Source organism: Sphingomonas phyllosphaerae (genome assembly GCF_036946485.1).
Lineage (GTDB): Bacteria > Pseudomonadota > Alphaproteobacteria > Sphingomonadales > Sphingomonadaceae > Sphingomonas > Sphingomonas phyllosphaerae_E.
In genome coordinates, this window is sequence record NZ_JAQIJA010000005.1 from 1223678 (window position 1) to 1236025 (window position 12348).

Genomic DNA, 12348 nt, shown 5'->3' on the forward strand with positions numbered 1-12348 from the left:
ATCAACCGGCAGCCATTACCGCTTCCCCGCGCCCGCCCCATCGGTTAACAGCCCTGCCATGACGGCGGTGGATCAACCCGCGCAGGGACGTTTCGAGGGGAACAGCCACCTCTTCGCGCTGCGCGTCTATTTCGAGGATACCGACCTGTCGGGCGTGGTCTATCACGCCAATTACCTGCGCTATCTGGAGCGCGCGCGGTCGGACATGCTGCGCGTCGGCGGGATCGACCAGCGCGCGACCTTCGAAAGCGGCGGCGGTGCCTATGCGATCACCGACCTGACGATCAAATATCGTGCGCCCGCCAAGCTCGACGACGCGCTGCTGATCGAAAGCCGCGTGACCCGCATCCGCGCCGCGAGCGTCGTCATTCATCAGACAGTCAGGCGTGGGGCGGAAATGCTGGCGGACGCCACGGTGACCGCGGCGCTGGTCGGCCCCGACGGGCGTCCGCGTCGTCAACCCGCCGGCTGGGTCGACACATTCCGCCGCCTCGCGTCATTGGGGGAAGAGACACCGTGAATCCGATTTTGCAGACCGACGCGGCCACGCTGTCGCCGATCGCGCTGTTCCTGCAGGCCGACTGGGTGGTCAAGGCGGTGATGCTGGGGCTGCTGCTCGCCAGCATCTGGACCTGGGCGATCATCATCGGCTTCTGGCTGAAGCTGGGCCGCACGCGCCAGCGCACCGAGGCGTTCGAGCGCGACTTCTGGAAGGCCGAGGATATCGACGCCTTCTACAAGTCGCAGACGCATACCGATCTGCCCTCCGCGCGCGTGCTGAACGCCGGCGTCACCGAATGGCGGCGCTCGACGCAGGGGCAGAAGATCGATCGCGAGGGCACGCGCGACCGGCTGGCGACCGTGATGGGCTCGGCGGTGGCGCGCGAGATCGACCAGCTGTCGGATCGGCTCAACGTGCTGGCGACGGTCGGCTCGGTCGCGCCGTTCGTCGGGCTGTTCGGCACCGTCTGGGGGATCATGCGCAGCTTCACCGCGATCGCCAGCCAGCAGAACACCAGCCTGTCGGTCGTCGCCCCCGGCATCGCCGAGGCGCTGTTCGCGACCGCGATCGGGCTGTTCGCGGCGATCCCGGCGGTGATCGCGTACAACCGCTTCAGCCATGCCATCAACCGCATCGAGGCGCGGCTGAACCGCTTCGCCGACGGTTTCCACGCCACGCTGTCGCGGCAGCTCGACGGCGAACGCTGATGGCGATGCATTTGCCTTCCGCGCGGGGCAAGGGCCGCCGCGCGCCGATGGCGGAGATCAACGTTACGCCGCTGGTCGACGTGATGCTGGTGCTGCTGATCATCTTCATGGTCACCGCGCCGCTGTTGACGCAGGGCGTGCCGGTGAACCTGCCCGACAGCCGCGCCAAGCCGCTCGATCAGGAGCAGCAGCCGACCGAAATCTCGCTCGACGAACAAGGGCGGATCTTCATCGCCAAGGAAGAGGTCGCGTCCGACGCGCTGCCGGCGCGGCTCGCCACGATCGCCGAAACCGCGAAGGGCAATGAGCCGCCGCAGGTGTTCCTGCGCGCCGATCGCGGGCTGGATTACGGGCGCGTGATGCGCGTGATGGGCGAGCTGAACCGGGCGGGCCTGAACCGCGTCGCGCTGGTGACGGTCGGCGAGGAATAACGTGGAGCGTGGTGAGAAGATCGGACTGGGGCTGGCCGTAGCGGGACACGTCCTGCTGTTCGGCGTGCTGTCGGTCGGCTTTCTCGCTACGCCCAATCCGGTCAAGCTGAAGCAGAACCCGGTCGAGGTCAGCCTCGTCAAGGACGTCGCGCTGGAGTCGGCCGCGCCGCAGCAGACCGAGGCGCCGTCGCAGGCGGTCGCGCCTGATGTCGGCGAGCCCGAGGAAGCGCCGCCGCCCGCCGAGGCCCCGCCGCAGCCCGTGCCCGCGCCGGTCCCCGAGCCCGCACCGCAGCCCGAGCCCAAGCCGGTCGCGAAACCCGCGCCGCCCAAGCCGGCCCCGCCGAAACCTGCCCCCAAGCCCGCGCCCGCGCCGAAGCCGGTCCCCAAGCCGCAGCCGAAGCCCAAGCCCGCGCCGCCTGCGGCGGAGAAGGCCGCGGCCAAGCCCGCACCCAAGAAGCAGGAGAGCGCCGCGGCGTCGAGCAAGTCCTCGGCCGCGCCCGCCGCCTCGAAGGGCAAGGGCAAGACCGAGACCGCCAAGGGCGAGAAGCCGCGCGGCAGCCGGCTGGGCAGCGACTTTCTCAAGGGGCTGACCGCCGAGAAGAGCGACGCCAAGCCCAATGACGCGCCACCGTCCGCCGCGCGCGTCGACGGCAAGGCGCTGGCGGCGATCCAGCAGGCGATCGCGCGGCAAATTCAGCCGTGCGCCGACCGGCAGGTCGATCCCGGCCCCGGCGCGAACCAGATCGTCACGACGCTCAACCTGCGGCTCAACCGCGACGGCACGCTGTCGGCGACGCCGACCGTGGTGCGCCAGAATGGCGTCGACGACGACAACCGCCGCTACGCCCGGCGGGTCGTCGATCTGGGGATTGCGGCATTCAAGGGCTGTTCGCCGCTGAAATTGCCGGCAGAATATTATTCCACCGCCAATGGGGGGTGGAGCAACATCAACTATAATTGGAAACTGCGGTGATGCGACTCCGGCTGCTCCTCCTCGCCACGCTCGTCTCCACCCCTGCGCTGGCGCAGCAGGTGCCGCCCCCCGCGGCGCCGCTCGACCCCGGCGCGGCCCCGGCCGGGCAGACACCGCCGCCGCTGGAGGTCGACGTTACCGGCGGCATCTCCGCGCCGATGCCGATCGCGATCCCGCCGATGCCGACGCAGGCGGTGGTGCAGACCGCCGCCGGCTCGACCGACCAGCTCGGGCGGCAACTGGCAGAGATCGTCAGCAACGACCTGCGCAATTCGGGGCTGTTCACCCCGCTCGCGCCCGGGCGGATGCGCGCGATCGGCTTCCCGGAAGTGACCGCGCCGGCGTTCGACTACTGGTCGGGCTCGGGCGCGCAGGCGCTGGTGCAGGGCTATATCCGCGCGAATGGCGACGGCACGCTGACGGTCGGCTGCTATCTGTACGACGTGTCGGCGCAGACGCAGCTCACGCGGCAGGGCTTCGTGGTCCCGCCGTCCGACTGGCGGCGTGCGGGCCATAAGTGCGCCGACATGGTCTACACCCGGCTGACCGGCGAGGGCGCGTATTTCGACAGCCGTGTCGTTTACGTCAGCGAGACCGGGCCGAAGGCGAACCGCATCAAGCGGCTGGCGATCATGGACCAGGACGGCGCGAACAGCCGCTTCCTGACCACCGGCTCGTCGATCGTGCTGACCCCGCGCTTCGCGCCCAACCAGCAGTCGATCGTGTACATGAGCTATGTCGGCAAGACGCCGGCGATCTATGTCTACGATCTCGGTTCGGGGCGGCAGCGGCTGGTGGTGCAGAACGTCGCGACCACCTTCGCGCCGCGCTTCTCGCCGGATGGCCGCTACATCCTGTTCTCGATGGCGCAGGCCGGGAACACCGACCTCTATCGCGTCCCGGCGTCGGGCGGCACGCCGCAGCGGCTGACGACCTCGCCGGGGATCGACACCGGCGGCAGCTATTCGCCCGACGGGTCGAAGATCGTGTTCGAAAGCGACCGGTCGGGCGGGCAGCAACTCTACGTCATGAACGCCGACGGATCGAACCAGCAGCGGATCAGCTTCGGCGGCGGGCGCTACGCCACCCCGGTGTGGAGCCCGCGCGGCGACCTGATCGCCTTCACCAAGATCCAGGGCGCGTTCCGGATCGGGATCATGAGCCCGAGCGGGCAGGGCGAGAAATTGCTCACCAACAGCTGGCAGGACGAAGGTCCCTCTTGGAGCCCGAACGGGCGTGTGCTGATGTTCTTCCGCCAAGGGCGCGGCAACGCCGGCAAGGCCGATCTGTGGTCGGTCGACCTGACCGGGGTCAACGAACGCCGCGTGCCCACCCCGCTCGACGGATCGGACCCCGCCTGGGGCCCGCTTCGTCCGTAACTATTACGAACGATCATAGAGGAGACACTCGATGGCCCGTCTGACCACCACCCTGCTGATGGCGACCGCGCTGGTCGCCACCGCCGCCTGTTCCAAGAAGCGCCCCGAGGTGCTGCCGCCGGCACCGGGCGCCGCGCCTGCGCCGACGACGTCGACCGGCCCGGTCGATCCCAATGGCGGCGTCACGCCGGGCTCGGCAGCCGATTTCAAGCGCTCGACGCAGGGCGACACCGTGCTGTTTGGGCTCGATCAATATGACATCGACGCCACCGCGCGCGGCATCCTCGATTCGCAGGCCGAGTGGTTGCAGCGCTACAACAACGTGACGATCACGATCGAAGGCCATGCCGACGAGCGCGGGACGCGCGAGTACAATCTCGCGCTGGGCGATCGTCGCGCCAATGCGGCGAAGAACTATCTTGCGGCACGCGGGATCGCGCCGTCGCGGATCAGCGTGATCAGCTATGGCAAGGAACGCCCGGTCGCGCTGGGCTCGGACGAGCAGAGCTGGGCGCAGAACCGCCGTGCGGTGACGGTGGTCGTCGGGGGGTGATGGCTGCCTCTCCCTCTCCCCTCCGGGGAGAGGGTCGGGGTGAGGGGTTGGAGCCTCGCAGAGAGGTCCGTCTCGGTGAGACACCAGCCCCTCACCCAACCCTCTCCCCAAAGGGGAGAGGGCTTATGGAGTATTACGCCGGCGTGATCGGCGGGTTCTCCATCTCGGCCTTGACCTCCGCGATCAGGTCCTTGCGGCTCAGCTTGCCGATCATCGTCTTCGGCATGGTCGCGCGCACCACCACGCGGTCGACGCGCTCGTGCTTGCCGAGTTGCGGGTTGAGCCATGCGGCCAGCGCTGCGCCCTCGGCTTCCATGCCCTCGTTGAGGGTGACATAGGCGCGCGGGACCTCGCCGCGGTACGGATCGGGCAGACCGATCACCAGCGCCTCGCGCACCATTGGATGATGATACAGGATCGCCTCGATCTGGCTGGGGAAGACCTTGAACCCGCCGACCGAGATCATGTCCTTCAGCCGGTCGACGATCGCGATGAAGCCGTCGTCGTCGATCGTCCCGACATCGCCGGTGCGCAGCCATTTGCGCCCCTCCGCATCGACCGCGAAAGTGGTCTCGTCGGCGTCGGGGCGGTTCCAGTAACCCGCCATGATCTGCGGTCCGAGCGCGACGATCTCGCCGGGCTGTCCTTCCGGAGCGGGGCGCGTGGCGTCTTCCTTGTCGACCAGCCGCAGCCGCGTCGCGGGGATCGGTTGGCCGATCGTGCCGGCCTTCTGCCCGCCCTCATAGGGGTTGGTGGTGAGCACGCCGGTGCTCTCCGACAGGCCATAGCCCTCGATCAGCGTGGAGTGCGTCGCCGCCTCCCAGCGTGCCTTCAGCTCGGCATTGAGCGGCGCGCCGCCGGAGATGCAGACGCGCAGCGACGCGAAGTCGGTCTGCGCCAGCTTCGGATGGTCGAGCAGCGCCTGGTACATGGTCGGGACGCCGGGGAGCGACGTCGGCTTGGTGCGCGTGATCGTCGCCAGCGCCTGCCCGGCATCGAAGCGCGGCAGCAGCACCATCTCACCGCCGGTGACGATCGTGCGGTTCATGACGCAGGTGTTGGCGAAGACGTGGAACAGCGGCAGCACCCCGAGGATGCGGTCGCACGCCTCCGGATGCGGATCGAGCTGCGACACCTGCCGGGCGTTGGCGCTGACGTTGGCGTGGGTGAGCATCGCGCCTTTCGGCACGCCGGTGGTGCCGCCGGTGTACTGGATCAGCGCCACGTCGCGTTCCGGGTCGATCGCGGGCGGGGGAAGCGCGCCGTCGTTGGCGATCAGCTTCGAGAAGGCGATGACGCGCGGGTCGTCGGGGCGCGGGGTGGTTTCGGCACGCTTGAACAGGCGATAGGCGATCGACTTGGCGGGCGGCAGGACGCCGGCGACCGACCCGACCACCAGCCGTTCCAGCCCGCTCTTCTCCAGCACCTTCAGCGCGGTCGGCAGCAGCGCGCTGGCCGAGACGGTGAACAGCACGCGCGTCCCCGAATCCTCGACCTGATGACACAATTCCTCGACCGAATAGAGCGGCGAGAAGTTGACGACCGTCGCGCCGAGCCGCAGCGCGCCGTAATAGGCGGCAAGATAATGCGGAACGTTGGGGAGGAAGAGCCCGACGCGGTCGCCCTTGCCATAGCCGAGCGCTGCCAGCCCGGTCGCGACGCGGCGGACACCGTCGGCGAGTTCGGCATAGCTATAATGACGCCCGAGGAAGTCGATCGCGCGGCGGCCGGCGTGACGAGTGGCGGATGCCTCGAACAACGCCGGCATCGACAGCGGCGGATAGTCCGAATCCCAGGCCACGGGATGGCGATAGGCGGTGCGCCAGGCATGCTCTCCAGTCATTGACATGGTTGTAAGCAACAAACCGTGGCGCGCAAGCGGTCAGCGTTGGAACAGCGTCCCGATCACGCCCACCGCCTGTCCGATGCCGGCGATCGCCGACGCCACCGGCGGCGCCCAATCGGCATCGACCGTCGCGCTCTGGCGGTCGATCGAGATCGAGAACGTGCCGATCATCGGCGTGCGGTGACCGGTGCCGATCAGCATCAGCGCGCCCAGCGCGATGACGGCTGCGCGACGACGGCGATAATCGGGTGATGGCGACATGATGGCGTCCCTCTTAGACCGCCGGGATCATAGCATGGATGGGGAAGGCACGGCAGCGGGATCGTCGGCCGGGACGCGGGACTACGCCGCCTCTGCCCAGCGCAAGCGATCGCGACCGGCGCGTTTGGCGGCGAACAGCGCGTCGTCGGCGCGGCGATAGAGGCGCTTCCATTCGGCCTCGTCGACGATCGTGCCGCATTCGCTGCCCAGCGAGGCGGTGACCGCGAGATCGAACGGCATCGCCGCGGCGCGGATCTGCGTCAGGATCGTCTCGGGCATCATGGTCGCCGCCCCGGGCGCGAGCACCGCGAATTCCTCGCCGCCGATCCGTGCGATCAACGCGTCGGCGGGGACTGCCTGCCGCAGGGCATCGGCGAACACGCGCAGCACCTGATCGCCCCCGTCATGCCCCAGCGTTTCGTTGACGCGCTTGAAATGATCGATGTCGACCAGCACCAGCACATGGCGATCGGCGCGCCCGATCGCCTCGCGCAGGAAGCTGCGGCGGTTCATCAGCCCGGTCAGCGGATCGCTGTCCGCCAGCAGCCGCGCCAGCATCTCCTGCTCGCGCGCCTGATCGCGCTCCTCGCCCAGTTGCTTGATCCGCCAGGCGATCGCCAGCGCGCTGCAGCACGCCTCCAGCACCATCGCGATCAGCGTCGAATTGTCGATCCAGAAGTTCCACGGCACGACCCCGAGTGCCTGCAACACGCGCGCGGTGGCGGTGAGCAGCGGCAACGCCCAGGCGATCGCGAATGCGCGCGCATAGCGATCGCGTGCGTACCAGCCGCGCCAGAGCAGCGGCAGGGTGAGCAGTAACGTCCCCAGGAAGGTCAGCGTCAACGCGCGATCCAGCATCCGTTCCTGGATGGGCATGAGCACGACATAGGCCAGCGAGGCGGCGAGGAGCGCTCCGGTGGTCACGTCCATCGTGGGCCGCAGCCAGCCGCGCGTCACCTGTGGTGCGAAGAAGCGTCGCGCGAACAGAAGCGCGCTGCATAACGTGGCGGCGAGCAGCAGCACGTTGAGGCGCAGCCGCAGGTTGTTGTCCAGCCCGGTCAATTGCCCGAGCAACCCCGAACTGCTCGCGGCATAGCCGATCAGGAACAGCACCATCGCGCAATAGGGCAGATGAAAACGCTGCCGAAGCGCGGCGGCCAGCGCGATGTTGAAGATCAGCAGCGCACCCGCCAGCCCGACGAAGCCGGCGTAGAAGGCGGTCAACTGCAAGGCGTAGCGATGCGAGATGTCGGGTGAGAGCAATTGCGGCTGAAGCACCAGCCCGCGCAGGTTCGCCGCGCCCTTAACGTGCCAGAGCAACTGGACCGGGCGCGCCGCGGCGGCGGGGAGCGGAAGTTCGAACGCGGCGCCCAGTTCGAGATAGCGCCACGCGGTCGCGCTGGTGAAGCCGACCGAGCGGATCGAGCCGTCGGCATAGCGGACGTAGAGGGTGACGCGATCCTGCCACAGGCTGCCCGATCGCACCGCGACGCCCGGTTCGACGATGGGCAGCCGCTCCGATCGGACCCAATAGTCGCCCGGCGGCGCGCTACGTTGCGAATGCCGGCAATCGAAGCCCGCCTTCGCACCGAACAGCCGTTCGGCGCGGTCGCCATCCACGGCGGCACGGAAGCAGGTATGCAGGAGCATGTCGGTGCGTGCGGAGGCCGCCGGCGCCGTCGCCAGCGACATGAGGATCACGGCGCAAACCGCCGCGACCCGACGGATGAACCCCCCGGTCATGCGCCGAGGCTAAAGAGGAATGGCAAACAGAAGGTTAACGCGGTCGCCGGAACCGTGAAGATCGCAGGCGTGTCGCTATCCCGGACACGACGTGCGGCGGCGGAAGAGCCCGGCTTCAGACGGGGTGATGGGGGCGGAGTCGACGCAAAATGGTTAACGGGCCGGCGACATGGTCGCCAGCCCGCTAAAGGATCAGTCGGCAGCCGCCGGAGCCGCCTTACCCTTCTTGCCGGACTTCTTGGGCGCGGCCGGCTCGATCGCGAAGGTCAGCGCATTGTCCTTCAGATTGACGGTGACCTCGCCGCCATGGACCAGCTTGCCGAACAGCAGTTCCTCGGCAAGCGGCTGCTTGATCTTCTCCTGGATCAGCCGGCCCATCGGACGTGCGCCATAGAGCTTGTCATAGCCCTTCTCGGTCAGCCACGCCTTCGCCTCATCGCTCAGCTTGATGTGCACGTCGCGGTCGGCGAGCTGCAATTCGAGCTGGAGGATGAACTTGTCGACGACGCGCGCCACCACCTCGGTCGGCAGATAGCCGAACGGGACGATCGCATCGAGCCGGTTGCGGAACTCCGGCGTGAACATCTTCTGCACCGCCTGCTCGTCCTCGCCCTCACGGGTGAGGTTGCCGAAGCCGACCGTCTCGCGCGCCATGTCCGATGCGCCCGCATTGGTCGTCATGATGAGGATGACGTTGCGGAAGTCGACGGTCTTGCCGTGCTGGTCGGTCAGGCGGCCGTTGTCCATTACCTGCAACAGGATGTTGAACAGGTCCGGATGCGCCTTCTCGATCTCGTCGAGCAGCAGCACGCAATGCGGGTTCTGGTCGACCGCATCGGTCAGCAGCCCGCCCTGATCGAAGCCGACATAGCCCGGAGGCGCACCGATAAGCCGGCTGACCGAATGCCGCTCCATATATTCGCTCATGTCGAACCGCTGGAGCGGGATGCCGAGGATCGTCGAGAGCTGCTTGGCGACCTCGGTCTTGCCGACGCCGGTCGGGCCGGTGAACAGGTAATTGCCGATCGGCTTCTCGGGCTCGCGCAACCCGGCGCGCGCCAGCTTGATCGCCGACGACAGATTCTCGATCGCGACATTCTGCCCGAAGACGACACGCTTCAGATCGGTTTCGAGCGTCTCCAGCTGCTTCTTGTCGTCGGTCGACACGCTCTTCGGCGGGATGCGCGCCATCGTCGCGATCACGGCCTCGATCTCCTTGGCGGTGATCGTCTTCTTGCGCTTGTTCGGCGCCACCAGCATCTGCATCGCGCCGACCTCGTCGATCACGTCGATCGCCTTGTCGGGCAGCTTGCGGTCGTTGATGTAGCGCGCCGACAGCTCGACCGCCGACTTGATCGCCTCGGGCGTGTACTTGACCGAGTGATGCTCCTCGAACGCCGAGCGCAGACCGGCGAGGATCTTGATCGTGTCCTCGATCGTCGGTTCGTTGACGTCGATCTTCTGGAAGCGGCGCAGCAGCGCGCGGTCCTTCTCGAAGTGGTTGCGGAACTCCTTGTAGGTGGTCGAGCCGATGCAGCGGATCGTGCCGCCCGACAGCGCCGGCTTGAGCAGGTTCGACGCGTCCATCGCGCCGCCGCTGGTCGCACCCGCGCCGATCACGGTGTGGATCTCGTCGATGAACAGCACCGCGTCGGGCAGCTTCTCCAGTTCGTTGACGACCGCCTTCAGCCGCTCTTCGAAGTCGCCGCGATAACGCGTGCCGGCAAGCAGCGCGCCCATGTCGAGCGAATAGATCACCGCCGGCTTGAGCACGTCGGGCACGTCGCCCTCGACGATCTTGCGCGCCAGACCCTCGGCGATCGCGGTCTTGCCGACGCCGGGATCACCGACATAGAGCGGGTTGTTCTTCGAGCGGCGGCACAGGATCTGCACGGTGCGGTCGACCTCGGCCGAGCGCCCGATCAGCGGATCGACCTTGCCGATCTTGGCCTTTTCGTTGAGGTCGACGGTGAACTGCTTGAGCGCGCTTTCGCCCTTCTTGCCCGGTGCCTCGGCCTTTTCCTTTTTTTCTTCCTCAGGCGCGCCCTTGGCGCTGGTCGCCTCGGGGGTGGCGGCGCCCTTGCCGACGCCGTGGCTGATGTAGCTCACCGCATCCAGCCGGCTCATGTCCTGCTGCTGGAGGAAATAGACCGCATAGCTCTCGCGTTCGGAGAAGAGCGCGACCAGCACGTTGGCGCCGGTCACCTCGTCGCGGCCCGACGACTGGACGTGCAGGATCGCGCGCTGCACCACGCGCTGGAACCCGCTGGTGGGGGATGGATCGGTCGCGGCATCGACCTTGAGCGCGCCCAGCTCGGTATCGAGATAGTGCGCGACGGTGGTCTTCAGCTCGCCCAGGTCGACGCCGCACGCGGACATCACCTGTCCGGCATGTTCGTCGTCGATCAGCGCGAGCAACAGATGTTCGAGCGTCGCATATTCGTGGCGGCGCGACGACGCGGCCTCGAGTGCCTTGTGCAGCGTGGTCTCGAGGGCGCTGGCAAATGACGGCATCAGGTTACTCCTTGCAGGCCGCGTGAAGCCACGCGACCTCTTGCCACGAATGTCGTGACGATCGGGCTCCGCATCAAGCGTCTCCCGTCATCACCCTCTCGACCCTGCACCTATAACCCTGTCACCCTCGGTAAGGTGCCGGTCTTATTTTTTGAATATCGCGTCGGCACTTGCGCGATGGTTAACGGCGCCTTCGATCTTTTTGCGCGTGCGGGCGATCTCGCCCTCCAGCGCCGCCACCCGCGCCTCCAGCTCGGCGACCGACAGGCGATCGAGATCCTCGCGCAGCAGCGCGGTCAGCGGGTCGTCGGGGCGCGCGCCCAGGATGTCGTCCAGGTCCACGGGCAGCATCGTTGACGCTGGGGAACGCGGAGTCAATATGGCCACTGGCCGCTAGACAGGGTTCCCCGACACGATGACCGACGTCCCCGATACGATGCTCGCGATCGACCCTGCCGAGGCGGGCGGCCCCGAGGTGCTGGTGCCGCAGCGCCGTCCCGTGCCGGTGCCGGGCGATGGCGAGGTGCTGGTGCGTGTGGCCGCGGCGGGGGTGAACCGCCCCGATGTGATGCAGCGGCAGGGATTGTACCCGCCGCCGCCCGGCGCGCCCTCGACGTTGGGGCTGGAAATTGCAGGCGAGGTGGTCGCGCTGGGCGAGGGCGTCGACCCCGACATGCTGGGGCAGCGCGTCTGTGCGTTGATCGCGGGCGGGGGCTATGCCGAATATGCGGTGGCGCCGGTCGGGCAGTGCCTGCCGGTGCCCGACGCGCTGACGCTGGAAGAGGCGGCGGCGCTGCCGGAGACGCTGTACACCGTCTGGACCAATCTGTTCGAGCGCGCCTTTGCGGTCGAGGGCGACACCGTGCTGGTGCATGGCGGGACGAGCGGGATCGGGACGATGGCGATCACGCTGGGGAATCTGTTCGGGCTGGAGGTGATCGTGACGGTCGGCTCGCCGGAGAAGCAGGCCGCGGCGCTGCGGCTCGGCGCGGATCATGCGATCGACTATAAGGCGGAGGATTTCGTCGCGCGGGTCAAGGAAATCACCGGCGGCCGCGGCTGTGCGGCGGTGCTCGACATGGTCGGGGGCGATTATGTCCCGCGCAACCTGCAGTGTTTGGCGGAGGATGGCCGCCACGTCTCGATCGCGGTGCAGCGCGGCGCGTCCGCGACGGTGCCGTTGTTCGAGATCATGAAGCGGCGGCTGACGCTGACCGGCTCGACGCTGCGCGCGCGCGATGCGGGGTTCAAGGCGCTGGTGACCGAGGAAATCGCGCGGACGGTGTGGCCGTTCGCGGCGGCGGGCAAGCTGAAGCCGGTGATGGACCGCAGCTTTCCCTTCGCGCGGGCCGCGGACGCGCACCGGCGGATGGAAGAGGGCAGCCATGTGGGGAAGATCGTGCTGACGATGGGGTGAGGGCGTTCGCCTGTGGCCGTCG

12 protein-coding genes are annotated in these 12348 nt (G+C 68.0%); 7 read left to right on the top strand and 5 right to left on the bottom strand.

Going from position 1 to position 12348, the window contains the following annotated elements:
- Positions 1 to 58 precede the first annotated feature (58 nt).
- Genes PGN16_RS14440 through pal form a run of 6 tightly spaced genes read left to right on the top strand, consistent with a single transcriptional unit; the run spans position 59 to position 4545 of the window.
- Positions 59 to 520 (top strand): YbgC/FadM family acyl-CoA thioesterase, encoded by a 462-nt coding sequence (locus PGN16_RS14440; protein ID WP_335310071.1) that lies wholly within the window; start codon positions 59 to 61, stop codon positions 518 to 520.
- The gene (gene tolQ / locus PGN16_RS14445; RefSeq protein WP_335310072.1) at positions 517 to 1209 is read left to right on the top strand and encodes a protein TolQ; all 693 of its coding nucleotides are present in this window, start codon (positions 517 to 519) and stop codon (positions 1207 to 1209) included. Before PGN16_RS14440 ends, tolQ begins: the two co-directional genes overlap by 4 nt.
- Positions 1209 to 1640, top strand: a complete 432-nt coding sequence (gene tolR / locus PGN16_RS14450; protein WP_335310073.1) for a protein TolR — start codon at positions 1209 to 1211, stop codon at positions 1638 to 1640. The genes tolQ and tolR overlap by 1 nt, the downstream gene beginning before the upstream one ends.
- 1 nt (position 1641) lies before the next feature.
- A complete protein-coding gene (locus PGN16_RS14455; RefSeq protein ID WP_335310074.1) occupies positions 1642 to 2613 on the top strand; it encodes a cell envelope biogenesis protein TolA in 972 nt (323 codons plus the stop codon).
- Positions 2613 to 3992: a Tol-Pal system beta propeller repeat protein TolB gene (gene tolB, locus PGN16_RS14460; protein ID WP_335310075.1), complete on the top strand. Its 1380-nt coding sequence runs from the start codon at positions 2613 to 2615 to the stop codon at positions 3990 to 3992. Before PGN16_RS14455 ends, tolB begins: the two co-directional genes overlap by 1 nt.
- Before the next feature lie 31 nt (positions 3993 to 4023).
- The gene (pal, locus tag PGN16_RS14465; protein WP_335310076.1) at positions 4024 to 4545 is read left to right on the top strand and encodes a peptidoglycan-associated lipoprotein Pal; all 522 of its coding nucleotides are present in this window, start codon (positions 4024 to 4026) and stop codon (positions 4543 to 4545) included.
- Positions 4546 to 4678: 133 nt separating this feature from the next.
- On the opposite strand, the gene PGN16_RS14470 is transcribed toward pal, so the two are convergent.
- From PGN16_RS14470 to PGN16_RS14490, 5 genes are all read right to left on the bottom strand, one after another.
- Positions 4679 to 6388, bottom strand: a complete 1710-nt coding sequence (locus PGN16_RS14470) for a long-chain-fatty-acid--CoA ligase (protein ID WP_335310077.1) — start codon at positions 6386 to 6388, stop codon at positions 4679 to 4681.
- Between the two features lie 39 nt (positions 6389 to 6427).
- Complete coding sequence (locus PGN16_RS14475; RefSeq protein ID WP_335310078.1) at positions 6428 to 6652, bottom strand: hypothetical protein; 225 nt, start codon at positions 6650 to 6652, stop codon at positions 6428 to 6430.
- Between the two features lie 81 nt (positions 6653 to 6733).
- A complete protein-coding gene (locus tag PGN16_RS14480) occupies positions 6734 to 8302 on the bottom strand; it encodes a GGDEF domain-containing protein (protein ID WP_335310079.1) in 1569 nt (522 codons plus the stop codon).
- 285 nt (positions 8303 to 8587) lie between these two features.
- Entirely contained in the window at positions 8588 to 10909 is a 2322-nt protein-coding gene (clpA, locus tag PGN16_RS14485) for an ATP-dependent Clp protease ATP-binding subunit ClpA (RefSeq protein WP_335310080.1), read from the bottom strand.
- A 144-nt stretch (positions 10910 to 11053) separates the two neighbouring features.
- Positions 11054 to 11251 (bottom strand): DUF1192 domain-containing protein, encoded by a 198-nt coding sequence (locus tag PGN16_RS14490; RefSeq protein WP_335310345.1) that lies wholly within the window; start codon positions 11249 to 11251, stop codon positions 11054 to 11056.
- A 73-nt stretch (positions 11252 to 11324) separates the two neighbouring features.
- Here PGN16_RS14490 and PGN16_RS14495 point away from each other — a divergent pair, with 73 nt between their 5' ends.
- A complete protein-coding gene (locus PGN16_RS14495; RefSeq protein ID WP_335310081.1) occupies positions 11325 to 12326 on the top strand; it encodes an NAD(P)H-quinone oxidoreductase in 1002 nt (333 codons plus the stop codon).
- Positions 12327 to 12348: the final 22 nt, after the last annotated feature.